The organism is Cobetia sp. AM6, assembly GCF_009617955.1.
GTDB lineage: Bacteria > Pseudomonadota > Gammaproteobacteria > Pseudomonadales > Halomonadaceae > Cobetia > Cobetia amphilecti.
On record NZ_AP021868.1, the window covers coordinates 2,856,360 to 2,874,332 of the forward strand.

General features: G+C 61.6%; 18 protein-coding genes. 7 read left to right on the plus strand and 11 right to left on the minus strand.

From position 1 onward, the window contains the following. Window positions 1–25: 25 nt before the first annotated feature. From CLAM6_RS11985 to CLAM6_RS12005, 5 genes are all read right to left on the minus strand, one after another. A complete protein-coding gene (locus CLAM6_RS11985) occupies window positions 26–982 on the minus strand; it encodes a DUF2797 domain-containing protein (protein WP_242007667.1) in 957 nt (318 codons plus the stop codon). Continuing rightward, entirely contained in the window at window positions 970–1,245 is a 276-nt protein-coding gene (locus CLAM6_RS11990) for a YeaC family protein (protein ID WP_043334093.1), read from the minus strand. Before CLAM6_RS11990 ends, CLAM6_RS11985 begins: the two co-directional genes overlap by 13 nt. Window positions 1,246–1,412: 167 nt before the next feature. Then, window positions 1,413–2,318 (minus strand): rhomboid family intramembrane serine protease, encoded by a 906-nt coding sequence (locus CLAM6_RS11995; protein ID WP_153636231.1) that lies wholly within the window; start codon window positions 2,316–2,318, stop codon window positions 1,413–1,415. Between the two features lie 315 nt (window positions 2,319–2,633). Then, on the minus strand, window positions 2,634–3,710 hold the full coding sequence (locus CLAM6_RS12000; protein ID WP_153636232.1) for a metallophosphoesterase: 1,077 nt from the start codon (window positions 3,708–3,710) through the stop codon (window positions 2,634–2,636). A gap of 16 nt (window positions 3,711–3,726) precedes the next feature. Then, window positions 3,727–4,611, minus strand: coding sequence for an NAD(+) kinase (locus CLAM6_RS12005; RefSeq protein WP_043334090.1), 885 nt, complete (start codon window positions 4,609–4,611; stop codon window positions 3,727–3,729). A 324-nt stretch (window positions 4,612–4,935) separates the two neighbouring features. On the opposite strand from CLAM6_RS12005, the gene CLAM6_RS12010 reads away from it, so the two are divergent. Further along, complete coding sequence (locus CLAM6_RS12010) at window positions 4,936–5,514, plus strand: sigma-70 family RNA polymerase sigma factor (RefSeq protein WP_043334088.1); 579 nt, start codon at window positions 4,936–4,938, stop codon at window positions 5,512–5,514. Beyond that, entirely contained in the window at window positions 5,511–6,335 is an 825-nt protein-coding gene (locus CLAM6_RS12015; protein ID WP_153636233.1) for an anti-sigma factor, read from the plus strand. The genes CLAM6_RS12010 and CLAM6_RS12015 overlap by 4 nt, the downstream gene beginning before the upstream one ends. Before the next feature lie 230 nt (window positions 6,336–6,565). On the opposite strand, the gene CLAM6_RS12020 is transcribed toward CLAM6_RS12015, so the two are convergent. Further along, window positions 6,566–6,949, minus strand: coding sequence for a histone-like nucleoid-structuring protein, MvaT/MvaU family (locus tag CLAM6_RS12020; protein WP_043336770.1), 384 nt, complete (start codon window positions 6,947–6,949; stop codon window positions 6,566–6,568). Between the two features lie 444 nt (window positions 6,950–7,393). Here CLAM6_RS12020 and CLAM6_RS12025 point away from each other — a divergent pair, with 444 nt between their 5' ends. Together CLAM6_RS12025 and bioA are read left to right on the plus strand one after the other, a co-directional pair. After that, entirely contained in the window at window positions 7,394–7,591 is a 198-nt protein-coding gene (locus CLAM6_RS12025) for a hypothetical protein (protein ID WP_152965394.1), read from the plus strand. Window positions 7,592–7,666: 75 nt separating this feature from the next. After that, window positions 7,667–8,977 carry an adenosylmethionine--8-amino-7-oxononanoate transaminase gene (gene bioA, locus CLAM6_RS12030; protein ID WP_242007668.1) on the plus strand — a complete coding sequence of 437 codons (1,311 nt, stop codon included), beginning with the start codon at window positions 7,667–7,669 and terminating at the stop codon, window positions 8,975–8,977. Between the two features lie 170 nt (window positions 8,978–9,147). On the opposite strand, the gene CLAM6_RS12035 is transcribed toward bioA, so the two are convergent. Further along, window positions 9,148–9,765, minus strand: coding sequence for a YrbL family protein (locus CLAM6_RS12035; RefSeq protein ID WP_043336773.1), 618 nt, complete (start codon window positions 9,763–9,765; stop codon window positions 9,148–9,150). 330 nt (window positions 9,766–10,095) lie between these two features. On the opposite strand from CLAM6_RS12035, the gene CLAM6_RS12040 reads away from it, so the two are divergent. Together CLAM6_RS12040 and dinB are read left to right on the plus strand one after the other, a co-directional pair. Continuing rightward, window positions 10,096–11,442, plus strand: a complete 1,347-nt coding sequence (locus tag CLAM6_RS12040) for a Na+/H+ antiporter family protein (protein WP_043336774.1) — start codon at window positions 10,096–10,098, stop codon at window positions 11,440–11,442. 164 nt (window positions 11,443–11,606) lie between these two features. Further along, window positions 11,607–12,665, plus strand: a complete 1,059-nt coding sequence (gene dinB, locus CLAM6_RS12045) for a DNA polymerase IV (RefSeq protein ID WP_153636234.1) — start codon at window positions 11,607–11,609, stop codon at window positions 12,663–12,665. A 117-nt stretch (window positions 12,666–12,782) separates the two neighbouring features. Here the strand turns inward: dinB and purU are convergent, their stop codons facing one another. Continuing rightward, window positions 12,783–13,637 (minus strand): formyltetrahydrofolate deformylase, encoded by an 855-nt coding sequence (purU, locus tag CLAM6_RS12050; RefSeq protein ID WP_043336780.1) that lies wholly within the window; start codon window positions 13,635–13,637, stop codon window positions 12,783–12,785. Window positions 13,638–14,051: 414 nt separating this feature from the next. On the opposite strand from purU, the gene CLAM6_RS12055 reads away from it, so the two are divergent. After that, complete coding sequence (locus CLAM6_RS12055; protein WP_153636932.1) at window positions 14,052–15,632, plus strand: ribonuclease J; 1,581 nt, start codon at window positions 14,052–14,054, stop codon at window positions 15,630–15,632. A 209-nt stretch (window positions 15,633–15,841) separates the two neighbouring features. Here CLAM6_RS12055 and CLAM6_RS12060 read toward each other — a convergent pair whose 3' ends face one another. From CLAM6_RS12060 to CLAM6_RS17995, 3 genes are all read right to left on the minus strand, one after another. After that, window positions 15,842–16,126, minus strand: a complete 285-nt coding sequence (locus CLAM6_RS12060) for an H-NS family histone-like protein (RefSeq protein WP_043336782.1) — start codon at window positions 16,124–16,126, stop codon at window positions 15,842–15,844. Between the two features lie 240 nt (window positions 16,127–16,366). Continuing rightward, window positions 16,367–17,356, minus strand: coding sequence for a GTP 3',8-cyclase MoaA (moaA, locus tag CLAM6_RS12065; protein ID WP_153636235.1), 990 nt, complete (start codon window positions 17,354–17,356; stop codon window positions 16,367–16,369). Further along, window positions 17,353–17,973 carry a molybdenum cofactor biosynthesis protein MoaE gene (locus tag CLAM6_RS17995; RefSeq protein WP_153636236.1) on the minus strand — a complete coding sequence of 207 codons (621 nt, stop codon included), beginning with the start codon at window positions 17,971–17,973 and terminating at the stop codon, window positions 17,353–17,355. Before CLAM6_RS17995 ends, moaA begins: the two co-directional genes overlap by 4 nt.

Here is a 17,973-nt window from a genome sequence, read left to right on the forward strand (position 1 = left end):
CTCTTGGGTATGGCTCAGCCGTGGCTCATTGCTCGCCGAGCTGGGCCTCGATCTCATAGCCGGTGAACTTGCGCAGATTGATCACGCCGCTGTCGAGAATCAGATACTGACCCTTGAGCCCTTCGAGTACGCCTTCCACCACTGGCGTCTTGTCGAAGTTGAACGAGGTGACCTTGGTCGGTGCGGTGCGCACCGGAAACTCGAAGGCCAGCGCCGTGGTGTCCAGCACCCGGATGGCGCCTTCGCCGCAATGCGCCTGCAGCGCCGCCAGGCCCTCTGACATCTGGGCCAGCAAGGCATCCCGCTCGGCTTCCAGGTCCAGCTCGGCCACATCGCCCTTGAGCATCGCCCGCCAGTTGGTGCGGTCGTTCAGCGCCTGCTTGAACAGCACCTCGACCAGCCCCGACTGCAGGCGATTGGACACCTCGACGATGGGCAGCGCCTGGATGGCGCCCTGATCGAACCAGCGCGTCGGCATCTGGGTCTTGCGCGTGATGCCGACCTTGAGGCCGGAGGAATTGGCCAGATAGACGATATGCGGCTGGAAGCAGTGCTCCTCACCCCACTGCGGATCACGGCAGGTGCCTTCGGCGTAGTGGCAGGTCTCCGGCTTCATGATGCAGCCATCGCACTGCGGCAGCTTGCGAAAGCACGGATAGCAATGCCCCTGCGCGAAGCTCTTCTTGGTCTTGCGACCGCAATGGCTGCAGTGGATCTGACCGGTGAAGCTCAATCGCACCTTGTGGCCGATATAGGCATTCAGCGGCTGGGTGATCTCGCCCAGACGCAGGCCATAGTTGGCCGCCAGCGGCTCGCGCGTGACCGACGGCGCATCAAACGAGGTATCGATCGCAAGCGCCTCACCGGCGGGCACGATGGACATCTTGTGGAGGTTGCCACTCAGCGTGATGGGCGCCGCATCCTGAGCCTTACCAGAGGTTTCATCCGCACTCAGGGCATCATCCAGCGTCAGTTGACCCACTTGATCTGCTCCGGCTCATCGCTTGCGGCGCTGTCGTCATCACGCGGCCCACAGGTGCCGTTGTCGATGAAGCCGACACGCGACTCGGCCGGCACGTTGTTGTGCGCTTCGTACTTGATGACGGCTTCCATGCACAGCTCGACCTGCTCCTGGGTCAGCACGCGGCCATCCGGCCATTTGCGCAGCTGCATGGACTGCTTGAGGCTCTCGTAGATGGTCGGCGTCATCTGCTCGACCATGCCGTCAAAGGACATGTTGCTCATCACATACTCTCCTGATACGGGTCCACGACTGCCGAGGGCGGACCATCGGAGTCACTGGGGATGGCCGCCATTCTAGCATTGTCGTTTCGCGCATTGTCATTCGCGCACTGTCGTTTCGCGCAGTGTCATTTCCGGCAGTGCCATCCCCGGGGCCGAAGCGCCAACGATCAGGCTGCGCTGCGCCTGGGGAGCAGCCAGCCCAGCAGCAGACCGGTCAGCAGGCCGCCAAGATGCGCCTCGTTGGCGATGGCGCCCAGGCCGATGGCACTCGAGAGCGGCGTCATGCACAGCACCAGATAGATCAGCATGAAGATCATCAGCGAGCGCTGCATCTGATAGCCCAGCGCGGGGCGCCGGCGTGCGGCGATGAAGACATAGCCGATCACGGCGAAGTCGATCCCCGACAGCCCTCCGAACAGCACGCTACCGGTGGCGTATTGGGCCAGATTGGCCGCCACGCCGCTCAGCACCACGACCAGCGCGAAGCGCCAACCGCCATCGATGGCCTCGATCTGGCGCCCGAACACCCACAGCCACAGCAGGTTGAACACCAGGTGCAGTACCCCGAAGTGCATCAATGACGGCGACCAGAGCCGCCACCACTCCCCCGCCAGCGTCACGGACAGAGGTTCGGGTGCGATGTGCTGACTGCCGACAAGCTCGAAGGGCACGATGGCCAGCCACTCGAATACCGCCGCCTGGCCCAGCGCATACTGGAACAGCACGGTGACGCAGCAGGCCAGACCGACCAGCCAGGTCAACGGCGTCTGGCGCATCAGGGCGATGACGGACTGAGAACTGGCGGTGCCACGCGTCTCAGCGCCCGCAGAGGCGTCCCGCAACGGTTCACCACGTGACTGGCGCTCGAGCATCGCGATGACGCGCGGCAGCTGCTCGGGGTCAGCCAGCCACAGCTCCTGGCCGCCCTCGTGGCTCTCGGCATCGTCGCCAGACGTAGCCTCTGTCGGGCGAGCCTGGCTCAGGGTGACCTGGTGACCGATCTTCTCGGCCCACAGGGCTTCACGCAGGGGGCGGCTGTCGAAGGATTCGGGCAGCGTCAGAACCTTGAACATGTATGCCTCTGAAGATGACACGCGACTGAACAGACTCAGTACACGTTGATAAACAAGGAGAAGTCAGACCAGCCTGTGAAAATCTACCACAGCGCCGCAGGCGTCTGGCCTTTGTGACAGACATAAAAAAAGCCCGGTGGGGGGCACCGGACTGAGCAAGGATCATTCAAGGGAACACTTACTCAGAGTGCGCAATCGGGCTTTGGTTCACTGACCTGTGATTGTAAAAAACAATCGTCATTCGCCAGCAGCATCACTGGCGCTATTGGGGCGTGCCCATGAACCAGTGCTATTGAGCAGTGCCAATGGCCAGTGCTATTGACTGGCGCCGTTGGCGAAAGACTGGTTCGACAGGGTGTCGCGGGACAGCTCTTCCGGCACGGGGCGTCGGGAGGGCTCACGCGGTACCGGTACCCAGACGAAGTTGGCGGCATCCAGCGTGGCTTCGCCACTGAAGCGATATGCCACCAGGCGCCCGTACTTGACCGCACTGTAATCCAGGCAGGCGATGTTGGGGGCCGGCAGCGCCGGCAAACCCTCGCACCAGTAGTGCCCGAGAAACAGCGGTGGCTGCTCTGGCCCGTAGTAAGGCAGATTGGCCAGCTCCTGCTCACTCAACCAGCGCGATTCCAGCTCGCCAGGCAGGTTGTCGGGCTGGAAGACCACATCGCCGTAGGTGCGGGGCTCACGTGCCCAGAAGTGCGTGCGGAAGCTTCGGCGCGTGAAACCATCGCCGGAGTGGATCTCGACCCCTTCCGGCAAGCGCAGATTCGCGCCGCGCGTCATGCGGTCCAGCACGCGATAGGCGAAGCTGTCGTGCTCGATGGACTCATGCAGAAAGTCTTCATCGATGCAGCCATCGGGGTAGCGCTCCAGGAAGGTACGCACCAGTGGCTCGTCCCAGCAGGCGTGCACCACGCGCAGCCCGCTCTGGCCGGGGGCCAGCGGCGGCAGCTCCAGACACAGCGGCATGCGCATGAACCAGCGCAGCGCCTCGTCCCACTCATCGGGATGATGCTGATATTGGTCAAGCGTCTCGCGGATGATGCGGTTGTGACGTGAGGTATGCGAGCGCAGGAAATCACGATGCTCGCCGCCTGCACGCGGGCGTGCGCGCCGACAATACGCCAGGGCGTTGTATTCGTGATTGCCCATCACGATCAGCGCTTCGCCGGCATTGACCATGCTGCTGGCCAGCTGCACCGCCAGGCGGATGCGCGGACCACGATCGATGATATCGCCGAGAAAGATGACCTTGCGGGTCGGGTGGCGATAGACGCCATCGACGATGTGATAGCCGAGCGTCTCCAGCAACGTCGCCAGAGTGGCGCCGCAGCCGTGTACATCGCCGATAAGGTCATAGCCATCCTGTGGCGCCACGAATGCTTGCATGCTGTGAGCCTTGAGGTCATTCGCCGAGGCGATTGCTCCAACCGAGCTTGGTGCGACAGATCTCGAAATAGTTGTGCTCCAGCGGATGAATCAGCGTCAGACGCTCACTCTTGCGCCGGATCTTGAGCACATCCCCGGGTTTGGCCACCACCTGGGTCTGGCCATCGCAGCTGATATGCGGATAGGTCGAGTTGCTGGCACTGATATGCAGGATGATCTCGCTGGCCGCATCGATCACGATCGGACGACTGGAAAGGGTATGCGGGAACATCGGCACCAGGGTGATCGCCTCGAGACGCGGATGCACGATGGGGCCGCCACCGGACAGCGCATAGGCGGTCGAGCCGGTCGGAGTGGCGACGATCAAGCCATCCGAGCGCTGGGAGTAGACGAACTGGCCATCGATGAACAGCTCGAACTCGATCATGCGCGCCGCCTTGCCGGGGTGCAGCACCACGTCATTGAGGCCATCGGCCGCCCCGATGCGCTCGCCTTCGCGGTAAACCTCGGCCTCGAGCAGGAAGCGTTGCTCGCTGAGATAGTCACCGCCCAGCACCTCGGCCACCTTCTCCTCGAGCTCATCGGGGCGAATGTCGGTCAGAAAGCCGAGTCGCCCACGATTGACGCCGAGCACGGGCGTGCCGCTGCGGCACAGCGCGCGCGCGGCGCCCAGCAGGCTGCCATCGCCGCCGACCACGATCACCAGATCACACTGCTCGCCCATCTGACGGCGGCTGGCCACCTGAAGACCGTGGTCCAGCAGCAGCGTGGCAGTGCGTTCCTCGATCACCATGGCCAGGCCACGGGAATCCAGAAAGCGAATCAAGCGCTTGAGCGTATCCACCACCTGGGCACTGCCCAGTCGGCCAATCACGCCGATCGTATTGAATTGCTGCTTCATCACGCCTCCCAGGCTGTCATGCCGGCCATTATGCGGACTCACCGCGCGAGCAGCAATGCAGCCGCGCCGCGCTTTTCCCATCGGATGTGAAGTGACTGACTGACGCCACGCCCAGACACGTCTGAAAACCGGACGCGAACATCCAAGGCGGGAAGCGGGACGTTACCTGACTATCCCCCCGCAATTGACGCACCGCCATCCCGACCGTCACGGGCGTTGATTCTTTCCCGAACAAAGGCCTCTATCATGCAACTTGCCATTCCCCGGCGGTGCACTTACCGTCAGCTGATCAATGGACCCCCTGCCAAAGGAGCCGGCCGCCCCATGCCAGCACAGAAGCCGTCAGTCAGTCCGCCAGACGCGGAAAGCTTTGACCACGCCAGTGCGATAGAAGCCTGTGCACGCGGAGACGAGGCCGCGTTCCGCAGCCTCTATGATCTTGAATCGGGCCGTATGCTAGCGCTCGCCATGCGCCTGTTGAACAGCCGCGACCAAGCGGAAGATGCCGTCCATGACGCCTTCATCAAGCTGTGGTCCAACGCGGGCCAGTATCGCCGTGAACTCGGCAATGGTCGCGCCTGGCTGTTTACCATCCTGCGCTATCGCGCCCTGGATCAACTGCGCGCCCAGGGGCGGACGCCTCGCGGTGACAGCGATGCACTCGACACGCTGGCCGATCTGCTCGCCAACCCGGAAACCGCGGCCGATGACAGCCAGACGGCGCACCAGTTGAGCGACTGCCTGGGTGAGCTGGAAGTGCCGCGACGCGAGCCCATTCTGCTGGCCTTCTTCAAGGGACTGACACACGAACAGATCGCCGAGAAGCTGAGCGCACCGCTTGGCACCATCAAGGGACGCATCCGCGCCGGTCTCAAGCTACTGCAGGAGTGCCTGTCACGATGAATAGCCCCCTGATTCCCGAATCTCCCGAAGAACAGAACCTGCTGCTGGGTGAGCATGCCCTCGGGCTGCTGGACCCTGAGCGCGAGGCCGAAGTGCGCGCCTGGATCGAGCGCGATGACAATGCCGCACGCATGGCCCTGCGCTGGCAGCAACATTGGCTGAGCGTGAGTGATCGCCTGCCGCCGGAGCCCCCTTCCGACTCACTATGGAAGCGCATCGACGCCAGCCTGGTGCGCCTCAAGCAGTCCTCCGCCACCCGCGATGACGCCGCTCGCCATGACGCAGAGCAGACAAGCACCTCAACCAAGGCGCCCTGGCTGCTGCGCTGGCTCGGCGGTGGCCTCGGACTGGGTCTGGGGGCAGGTCTCGCCCTGGCGCTGGTCATGCAGATGGGGCCCTTCTCTCCCAGCGCGCCGCTGGAAGGCACGTCACCGGAGATGGCTACCCAGACACCTGACGGCGACGCGCAACGTATGGTCGCTATCCTGCAGACACTGGAAGATCCGGGCACGCCGACCTGGGTGGCCAATGTCACGCCCAGCGGTGGCCTGCAGCTGACACCGAAGGTCTCCATCGAGCGCCCGACGGATCGCGCCATCGAACTGTGGACCCTGACCGACCCGCAAGAAGGGCCGCGCTCACTGGGGCTGGTCGACCCGATTGCCGGCATCGAACTCAGCGCCGAGCAGATCGGCAGCATGAGTCCGGGCCAGCTGCTGGAGATGACGCTGGAGCCAGAAGGCGGTTCGACGACCGGCAAACCGACGGGCAAGATTCTCGCCATCGGTCGCCTGGTGGACCTCAATCAGCGTGATAGCTGATAGCCCTCATAACAGCCCTCGGGCATGACGGCTGCCGATAGTGGCGCTTTCTGACGCTGTAATCTCACAGCGAGTCTCACGGGAAAGCGCCCTATCGGTCTGCTCAAGGCCTTCTCAAAAGAGGGAGTCCGTCGTCTAGCGTCAGTCAAACGCCAGACATGAAAAAGCCCCGCAATCGCGGGGCTTTTTCATGTCTGGCAGCGTCAGCTAGCTGGCAATAAAGCCAGTGCTCAGCTTTCAGTGCGCTCAAGCCAGGATTCGACGGTTTCAGCACCGTGCTCTTCCTTCCACTCTTTCAGCTGCTTGTGGTTGCCACCACGCGTCTCGATGACTTCACCGGTGTGCGGGTTCTTGTAGACCTTCAGCTTGCGCTTGCGACGCACGCCACCGGTCTTGCTTTCCGGTGCGGCAGCAGCCGGCGCCTGGGACGCTTTCGGGTCCAGCAGGGTGATGACGTCACGAGTGGACTTGCCGTACTCGCCCATCAGCGCGTCCAGCTTGTCCTTGAATTCGAGTTCGTTCTTCAGACGGTCATCATTGCGCAGGCTTTCCAGCTGCTCTTGAAGTTTCTTGAGCTCTTGCTCTTTCTGCATGAAATCAGTCAACAGGGACATGAGTATCTCCAGGATGTCGGGACAGACAGTTGAGTCACGAAAACACGATGCTGAAAGAGGCTCGGCGATATTCACCTGCCGTACATGTTTAACAGCGCGTTTTCATAAAGACTTGTGCAGGACACTCGGGACAGTTAAGCGCCCACACCAGATCAAGGGCGATTATAGACCGAGTCAACTGCGAGGTGAAGTCTTAAATAACATGTTTCCAAAGTATGCAATCTTTCCGATCAATGCAATAGCCAGCAAAAAAACAGTACTCACTGCCCAGGCACTTCATTATCCCCTGTCACAACTGAAGACAGGTCTGCCAAAAGCGTCTCTGCAACAACACGAAGAAGTCTTTACCACGACCTGATATCAGGCTTGAGGGCCCGCCATCACTGGACCCCCAATATTCACGGGATATGCACAATTCATGACAGCAACCCACAAGGAAGTATTATGCAACCACTTTCCCGTTGGCGTGGCGGCGTCAGATTGCAGACTTTCGATGTAGAGCTGTCATTGCCTGCGCACCTCGAAAAGCATGCACCTGAACGAACAACAGAAGTCCATACTAAAGCAGGTGGCGAACTAATAGTGGTGCAAAATGCAACACTTTCTCCAGAAAGCGTCACTTCAAAAACACCGTCAACCTGATAGAATGGTCAAAGTTGACAAAGATTGAGCCGTCATCACGCCATTCCACTCTCCCGCCACTCGCAGAGACACTCCATGCCATTTTCCCAGATGCCGACCCGCGATACGGACTCACTTTCTCTCTGGCACCCTTATACCCAGATGCAGGACATGCCAGCGCCACTGGAGGTGGTCGGCGGCATGGGAGCCCGCATGACACTGGCGGGAGGTGAGACACTGCTGGATGCGACATGTTCCTGGTGGTGCATGATCCATGGCTACGGACACCCGCGTCTCGTCGCGGCCATTCAGCAGCAAGCGGCAGAACTCTGCCATGTGATGCTGGGCGGCATTCGCCATCGACCGGCCAAGGAGCTTGCCGATGCGCTGGTGCGCGTCACCCCCGAGGGCCTGAATCATGTCTTCTTCTCGGATAGCGGCTCGGTGGGCATGGAAGTCGCCATGAAGATGGCAGTGCAATATCAGCAACAGCGCAAAGACCGCGATGACACGCGCGGACGAACGCGCATGCTGTCATTGATGAAGGCCTATCACGGCGATACGGCGGGCTGCATGGCAGTGTGTGACCCCGAGGAAGGCATGCACTCCTTGTTCGCCGATTTCCTGCCCAGACATCATTTCGCACCGGCGCCGACTGCCGGTTTCAGCGCCAGTCGTGACGAGGTAGCAGACGATATCAGCGCATTGCGCGCCTGCCTGGAAACACACCAGCATGAGATAGCGGCATTGTTGATGGAGCCTCTCTTGCAGGCGGCAGGTGGCCTCAACATGTACTCGCCCTACTATCTCGAGGCGGCGCGCGAGTTATGTGATGAGTTCGGAATCGTATTGATCTTCGATGAAGTCGCAACCGGTTTCGGTCGGACCGGCAAGATGTTTGCCTGTGAACACGCCAATGTCTCTCCTGACATCATGGTGCTCTCCAAGGGACTGACGGGGGGATATCTGGGACATGCCGCCACCCTGGCCCAGAGTCATATCTTCCATGCATTTGATGGTGAGGATGCCAATAGCGCCTTCATGCACGGCCCGACCTTCATGGGCAATCCGCTGGCCTGTCGGGTGGCACTGGAAAGTCTCGCGGTATTCGAGGAAGAGAATTATCTGGGCAAGATTGCCGAGCTCAATCAATTGTTGCGCGATACCCTGCTGAATTTCTCCCACCCCGCCATTCGCGATATACGCGTATTGGGTGCCACTGCGGTGATAGAAGTGCACGATGCCAGCAGTCTGGCAGGCGCTCAGGCCCATGCCCGTGAACTGGGTGTCTGGTTACGCCCCTTCGGTCGCTGGCTATATACCATGCCGGCCTATATCACCTCGCCGCAGGACTTGGGCCAGATCACCCATGCGATGACCAGCTACTTCGAGACTCTGGAACATTGATGCACTGATTGCACTGACATACAACACGACTGCCCCTGGCGATGTTCATCAAAGACGATGTTCATCAAAGGCGATTGCCATCAGAGGCAAGCGCCATCAGAGGCAAGCGCCATCAGGGGCAGTCACCCTCGAGAGCCACCAGTCTCGAAAGCTATCACCATCAGAGGCATTCACCCCCACAGACGGGCTTCGAGTGCCTGATAATCCTCTGGCGAGAGCTGACCGCCCTTGACCAGCTTCTTGAGGAAGTGACGATAACGACGCGCGACCTTGCGCCGTGCCAGCCAGGCGACACTGGTCGCCAGCGGAATGAAGTCAGGATTCGAGATACCGTCGATCAGCCACAATCTGGGCGGCTGGTCGTCGCTGAACTGGACCACGATATTGCGATCATTGAGATCAGACGGAATCAACCAGCGTTTCTCGAGATAGCGATAGAGATTGGCCAGCTCGCTCACCAGCACCTCGGCGCTCAGGCGCTCGGGGGTCTCGAGATGCACCTCGCGCAGTCGGCGTGACGTGGAGCCGTCACTGTCGAGAATCAGGTCGAAGACCAGCCCGAGCCCCTCGGCGGTGGCGACACTGCCGTGGTAGGCAGGCACATAGGACCAGTCGCGCATGCCACGTCTGACCAGGCCCTCGAAATAGCGTTGCTCGCGTTCATTCTGGCGGCTGCCCTTGTCAGGGTAACGCGGGACCTTGATGCAGCGATGGGGGTCGTTCGGGTCCTGATAGACACGCCGATCATTTCCCATGCCGATGACGCGGGCATTTTCCAGCTCCAGCATGCGCACTCCTGTTGAATAACGCCTGCGACTGCAGCCGCCGGGCAGCGTGGCATTCTACAAAAAGCCGTCATGGCACGCCAACTTGTGCCATTTGGCAGCACCCACGTTCATCGGCCATTCAGCTTGCGTTGCCCTTCTGGTAAGATAATGCGCCGTTTTTGACGGCATTCAGGAGGAAGCCGCAGGAACACTGCGACAGCAAGGCATTCGTCACGAATGTACACGTCATGCGAGGCATTGCCCCGGGATCGGGTGGCCACGCACCCACAGTTCGCCCGCTCTGTCCGCAACACTCCCAAAGCTGGCACAACCCCACATAGAGGTACTCGCATGAATGCGGTAATTCTGGCCGTCCTGGTCATGGTCGGCCTGTCGTTGGCTCGCGTCTCGGTCGTCTTCGCGCTGGTCGCCGGCGCCCTGGTCGGCGGTCTGTTCAGTGGTCTGTCACTGACCGATACGCTCGGCGCCTTCAATGACGGTGTCGGCGGCGGCGCCAAGGTCGCGCTGGCCTACGCCACCCTCGGTGCCTTCGCCGTCGCCCTGTCTCGCTCCGGTTTGCCGGACCTGCTCGCCGCACGCCTGATCGGCCTGCTCAATGGCGAAAGCACGCCGCGCCGCCAGACGGCCATCAAGTACGGCCTGCTGGGCAGCGTGACCCTGGTCGCGATCTCCTCCCAGAACCTGATTCCGGTCCACATCGCCTTCATCCCGATCCTGATTCCGCCGCTGCTGGTTGCCATGAACCGCCTGCGTCTGGATCGTCGCGCCGTGGCCTGTGCACTGACCTTCGGCCTGACCGCGCCCTATATGCTGCTGCCGGTCGGTTTCGGCTCCATCTTCCTCAACGACATCCTGCTGGCCAATATCAATGAGGCCGGCCAGTCGCTCGGTCTCGACGTGACCCGCGGTATGGTGCCGATGGCGATGGCGATTCCGGTCGGCGGCATGTTCCTCGGCCTGCTGACGGCGCTGTTCGTCTCCTACCGCAAGCCGCGTGACTACGCGACCCGCGAGATCAAGTCCAGCAACGTACCGCACCACACGCCCATGCACACGCCGTCCAAGAGCGGCCTGATCATGGCAGGCGTCGCCATCATCGCCGCCCTCGGCATTCAGCTGTATTCCGGCTCGATGATTCTCGGCGGCCTGGTCGGCTTCGCCATCCTCTCGCTGGGTGGTCTGTTCAAGTGGAACGAAGCGGATGACCTCTTCACGTCCGGCATGCGCATGATGGCGCTGATCGGCTTCATCATGATCTCGGCGGCAGGTTTCGCTTCCGTGATGAAGGCCACCGGCGACATCCAGACCCTGGTTGACGCCTCCTTCCACATCATCGGTGACAACAAGCCGCTGGCCGCGCTGGTCATGCTGATGGTCGGCCTGTTCATCACTCTCGGCATCGGCTCCAGCTTCTCGACCATTCCGATCATTGCCGCCATCTACGTGCCGCTGGCGCTGCAATTCGGCTTCTCGCCGCTGGCCACCGTCGCGCTGATCGGCACCGCCGCCGCGCTGGGGGATGCCGGCTCACCGGCCTCTGACTCGACCCTCGGCCCGACGGCCGGCCTGAATGTCGATCAGCAGCACGACCACATCTGGGACAGCGTGGTGCCGACCTTCATCCACTACAACATCCCGCTGATCGTGTTCGGCTGGGTGGCCGCGATGACGCTGTAATCCGCTGAGCGACAGTCTCGCGCCCAAGCGAGATGCCAGACATGCCAACGCCCGACAGAGAGGACCTTCCTCACTGTCGGGCGTTGTCGTTGCGCAGCCGGCTCAGGTGCAATGAATGGGTACCGCCACTGGACAGCCATCCAGTCTTTTAGCATGATGCGCGCATGCGCAAGATCCTCCACGCCGACTGCGACTGCTTCTATGCCGCCGTCGAGATGCTCCGCCATCCCGAGTGGCGCGAGGTGCCCATCGCCATCGGTGGCCGCACCGAGCAACGCGGTGTCATCGCCACCTGCAATTATCCCGCGCGTGCCTTCGGCGTACGCTCGGCGATGTCGACTGCCCGCGCGCTGCGCCTGTGTCCACAGCTGATTCTGGTGCCCCCGGACTTCGAGCGCTACCGCGCCGTTTCCGCCGAGATCCAGGCACTCTTCCATGAACTGACGCCCCTGGTGGAGCCCCTCTCGCTGGATGAGGCCTATCTGGATGTCAGTGCCGTGACTGACTTTCAGGGCAGCGCCACCTGGATGGCGCGCTGGCTGAAGGAAGAGGCGCTCAAGCGTACCGGCATCACCCTCTCCCTTGGCGTGGCCGCCAACAAGTTTCTGGCCAAGATCGCCAGTGACTGGGAAAAGCCCGACGGCCTGACGGTGATCACGCCCGAGACCAGCGACGCCTTCATCCGCCAGCTGCCCGTCGGCAAGCTGCACGGGGTCGGCCCCGCGACGCTGGCGCGCCTGACACGCCTGGGCATCACCACCTGCGAGGACATGCGCACCACGCCGTTGACGACACTGGCCGAGCACTTCGGCAAGTTCGGCACCCGCCTGCACGAACTGGCGCACGGCATCGATGAGCGACCGGTGCGTGTCGAGCGTGAGCGCAAGTCGATCAGTGTCGAGCACACCTTCGATCACGACCTGCCTGATCTGCCAGCCTGCCTCGAGCGCCTGCCCGCCCTGCTCGAACGCCTGACCAGCCGTCACGCCCGCCATGACCAGCCGGTACTGGCCAAGCAGTTCGTCAAGATCCGCTTCAACAACTTCGAGAGCACCACGCTGGAAAGCCTGCTCCCCGCCTCGACCACCACGCTGCCGAGCGCCAACAGCTTCGCCCTGCTGATGGAGCAAGCCTGGCAACGCGGCCATCGACCTGTCCGCCTGCTGGGCGTCGGCGTGCGCCTCAAGGCCCGCGAGGACGCCCAGCAGCTGGGGTTGTTCTAGCTCGCGCCAGGCGCCCACCCCATCCCGCAAACAAAAAAGCCGGCACCTGAAACAGGTACCGGCTTCTTCGTCACGACCTCAGGTCGGTGACAGACTCATGCGTTGAGCATGCGAGGCTCAGGCGAAGACGATGGTCTTGTTGCCGTGGATCAGCACGCGATCCTGCAGGTGCCAACGCAGGCCGCGCGCCAGCACCTTCTGCTCGACATCACGGCCGATGCGCACCAGTTCCTCGGCGGTATGGCAGTGAGTGACGCGATGGATGTCCTGCTCGATGATCGGGCCGGCATCCAGTTCTTCGGTCACGTAATGACAAGTCGCCCCGATCAGCTTGACCCCACGCCCGAAGGCCTGGTGATACGGCTTGGCGCCCACGAAGGAAGGCAGGAAGCTGTGGTGGATGTTGATCAGGCGACCGGCATAGCGCTCACACAGACTCGGCGGAATGATCTGCATGTAGCGCGCCAGCACGATGCAATCGGCCCGGGATTCTTCCACCAGACGCTCGACCTCGGCAAAGGCCGGCGCCTTGTCATTCTTGTCGACCGGCACGTGATGGAACGGAATGCCGTGCCACTCCACCAGCGAGCGCATGTCATCGTGGTTGGAAATGACGCAGGGAATCTCGCAATCCAGATCACCGGACTGCCAGCGATGCAGCAGGTCCACCAGGCAATGGGAGTCCTTGGAGACCATCAGCACGACACGCTTCTTGGCGGCGGTGTCATGCACGCGCCACTGCATGCCGAACTCTTCACCGATCGGGGCGAAGCGCTTGCCGAGCTCAGCGGCGCTCAGGCCGATGGTTTCGGGGTTGATCTCATAGCGCATGAAGAAACGACCGGCACCAAGATCAGAATGCTGATTGGCTTCGGTGATCCACCCGCCCTGCTCGGCGATGAAAGTGGAAACTCGGGCAACAATTCCGACCTGATCAGGGCAGGACACCACCAGGCGATAGGCGTGAGACATCGTAAGTTCAACCATTGTGATAGCGGGAATGATGTTCAGCCGGCGAAGCGCCGGCCTGCGCGAGGAATCATGACACCGCCCGTAAGCAGCCCCTCGGCAAAGGTGGGCTATTGTAGCTGATCACGCGGCCTGAAACAGTGCTGCGCCCCGATTCTGTCCATATGGTCAATACGACATTGCGATCAGCGGCCATCACGCCGGCCCACCTCAAGGCGTCGCGCGAACGGCTGGGCCGCTCTCGAATCGACGCGACCGGACAACAGCGCCATTTGTGGCGCTTCGCGGGATTCCCGTATAGTTGAGCCACATTTTATAGATGGCATGACATCCATGTTGAAACCCCGCGTTCAAGTCCGTCAGAGACAACGTCCGCCGCTGCACCTGCTACCGCTGGGTGGCTGCGGCGAGATCGGCATGAATCTGACGCTGTATGGTTATCAGGATCACTGGATTGCCGTGGATTGCGGCATGATGATTCGCCAGGACCTGCCGGAAGGTCCGCTGCAGGTGCCGGATATCGAGTCCCTGGCAAGCCTGGGCATCAGCCCGCAGATGCTGGTGATCACCCATGGCCACGAAGACCACATCGGCGCGGTCGCCTGGCTGTGGCCGAAATGGCGCTGCCCGATCATCGCCACGCCCTTGGCGGCTGGCCTGCTGCGCGCCAAGTTCGCCGAGCGCGAGCTGGAAACCTCCAGCCTGCAGATCATCGAGGTGGATGAAGGCTTCGAATCCGGCCCCTTCGCGCTGCGATTGTTGCCACTGACCCACTCCATTCCGGAAAGCTGCTCGTTGCTGATCGTCACGCCGGAATATCGCGTGATGCATACCGGCGACTGGAAGCTGGACCCGGAGCCGCTGATCGGAGAGCCCACGGATCCGGAGCGCTATCAGGCACTGGCGCCGGTCGATCTGGTCGTCGGCGACTCCACCAATGCGCCGCTGGCGGGTCATTCGCGCAGTGAAGGTGAGGTAGCACGCGCACTGGAGAAGACGCTGGCCGGCTGTCGCGGACGCGTCGTCGTGACCTGCTTTGCCAGCAACCTGGCCCGCATCCTGGCACTGGGGCGCGCCGCCGCTCGCAATGGTCGCCGCATCACGCTGCTGGGTCGCTCGATGGAGCGCATGGTGCGCGTCGCCCGCGGTCTCGGCTATCTGGAAGACTTCCCGCCGCTGGTACCGGTGAAGGACCTGGGCTACCTGCCCCCGGAAGAGGTCATGGTGATCGCCACCGGCAGTCAGGGCGAGCCGCGCGCAGCGCTGTCACGCCTGGCCAATTCCCGCCATCCTGACTTCGAGCTGGCCGCCGGCGACACCGTGATCTTCTCTTCCAAGGCGATTCCCGGCAATGAGCTGGCCATCGGCAAGCTGCACAACGCCCTGACACGCCTCGGCGTCGGCATCATGGAAGAGAAGCAGTTCCCGGACCTGCATGCCTCCGGGCACCCGGCGCAGGAAGAATTGCGCACCTTCTATGGCTGGCTGAAACCGGTACGTCTGCTGCCGGTGCATGGCGAATATCGCCACCAGCTCGCTCACACCCAGGTGGCACAGTCCCTGGGCATCGAGGCACCGCTGATTCCCGTCAATGGTGACGTGATTCGCCTCGATGCTCAGGGGCTGTCGGTGGAGAAACGCCTGACACTGCACGAGTGCATCATCGAGCATGACAAGGTGCGCCCGCTGGATTCCATGGACCGCCGTGCCCGCGCGCGTCTCGGCCGGCATGGCAGCGTCTCGCTGGCGTTGCCCGTCACGCTGCAGGAGGCCGGCTGGGTTCGCATCGGCCGCTTGATGCTGGATATCAGCGGCACCTCAAGCCTGGATGAAGACAGCTTCGCCGAGTGGCTGGATGACACCCTGGCAGGCCTGGATGCCAGCAATGAACGTGAACTCAAGCAGCAACTCGATGGCCGCATCAATCGCTGGCTGCGCAACCACCTGCGCCATGAGCCGGTGCTCTTCCTGCATATCATGGCCATGAATCAGGAGTGAGTGTCGCGCCATCATCGAAGTGATGGCCGCCTTGAGCTCACTACCCTGCACAAAGCAGCGCATGAAAAAGCCCGCCCGGGAAATACCGGGCGGGCTTTTCTGCTGCTGGGAGGCGCTCAGGGACTGGTGATGGCGAGATTGCCGACTTGCCGACTGGCAATCTCGATCTCAAGCGCTTCAGCCACCTCCATGGCGTCAGGCCGAAGGTCTCAAACGGACTTGTTCTTCGGCGGACGGCCACGACGCTTGGGCTGATCACTGACCAGATCATCCACGGAAAGGCCAGCTTCGATCATCGCATCACGAATCTCGGCAAGCTTGCGCTCCTTGGCGATTTCTTCTTCGCGGCGCTGCTCGTCTTCTTCGGCTTTCTGCTCGATCACCTCATTGATGACCTCGGAGAGCTTGTGCAGTTGTTCCATGGACAGCTGACGCGCTGCTGCACGAGCAACATTCTTGTTACGAGCGATCTTTTCGAGAGAATCGGCTGTCATTTCGCTACCTCCACCATATGCACTGAGCTGGAATCCCTGCGAGTCATCGCATTGGATGTGATAATGCAGCAAAGTATAAGCGCTAAATATGAACTAACAAGCCTTGTCAAAAGCAAGGCAGTGTTTCCATAGGATAGACCAACAAAAACCCCGCTTGATAGCGGGGTTCTTGTCAGCGCCTGTGAGTTATCCGGGATGGCTCGATCCACATGAGCGCCACGACTGATGACGAAAAAGGTCTCAGCCTCCCGTCATGTTCATGAAGCGAACGATCTGGACATCACCGTCCGTCGTGAAGTGATGACGCTCGGGCTTGAGGTGCATGGCATCGATGATCGCGGCCTTGAGTGGCTCGATGTCACCCGGGTGGCGACGCATGATGTCACGCAGGTCAAGCGAGTGCTCATTGCCAAGACACAGCAACAGACGCCCCTCTACCGTGACGCGAACGCGGTTGCAGGTCGAGCAGAAGTTATGACTGTGCGGTGAGATGAATCCCACCCGTGATTCGCTGTCCGCCATGCGGAAATAGCGCGCCGGCCCCAGGCTGTCTTCAAGCGTGGGAATCAGCGGATAACGCGTCTCGATGCGCGCCTGGACATCATCACTGGAGCAGAAGGTCTCGTCACGCCCGTGATCCGAGACTTGGCCCAGCGGCATCTCCTCGATGAAGCTGATGTCCAACCCTTCCTCACGCGCAAATTCGACCAGCGACACCACTTCGTGATCATTGCGCCCTTTCAGCACCACTGCATTGAGCTTGATGCGGAAGCCTTCCTCGCGCGCAGCACGAATGCCGGCGATCACATTGTTCAGGTCGCCGGTACGCGTCAGCGCCTTGAAGCGCTCCGGGTCCAGAGAATCAAGGCTGATATTCAGCCGTGACATGCCGGCGGCCTTCAACTGCGCGGCGTGCTTGGCAAGACCCGCGCCGTTGGTGGTCATCGAGAAGTCCTTGAGCCCCTCGAGCGCGCCGATTTCATCGACCAGCTTGCCGATATCACGACGTACCAGCGGCTCCCCGCCGGTCAGGCGAATCTTATCGACTCCCAATTCCACGAAGGCGCGCGCCAGCAACGCGATCTCTTCGAGGCTCAAGACCTCGTTACGCGGCAGAAAGGTCATCTCTTCGCTCATGCAATAGACGCAGCGAAAATCACAGCGGTCCGTCACTGACAGGCGAACATAGCGGATGCGACGACCGAAATCATCGACCAGGGTTTCCATCATGACTCTCCCGAAAACTTGGGTGTTGCCAGCGCTGATTGTCTCTCTTCGCCGCTGGCCTCGGCCAATGAGTCATCAGCCTTGTGTTGCTCGGCAAGGGGGGATAGCGCTTCACCCTCTGCTGTCACCGCGGACTCTGGATGCCAGCGCTCGAGTGCCTCGCGATCGCTCGAGCGTTCCCGCACCCAATAATCTCCCGTGGCAGTGTGCTCCTTTTTCCAGAAAGGCGCCCGCGACTTGAGGTGGTCCATCAGGAAGTCACAGCCGGCAAAGGCCGCCTGACGATGCGCACTGGCGACCAGCACCAGCACGATATTGTCGCCGGGCTCGAGCCGTCCGACACGGTGAATGATGCGCACCCCGGTGAGCGGGAAGCGCTCGCGCGCCTCTGTGATCAAGCGCTCGAGGCTACGTTCCGTCATGCCGGGATAGTGTTCCAGCGTCAGCGCGACGACATCCGGTCGCTGATTGAAATCACGCACCAGCCCCGTGAAGGACACCACGGCACCGATGTCGCCGCGCCCACGCGTCAGGACGTCCTGCTCGACACGCAGATCAAAATCGCCGGCCTGAATGCTGACCGAAAAGGCCCGCGAGGCTTCGTTTGCGACCTGGGTCAT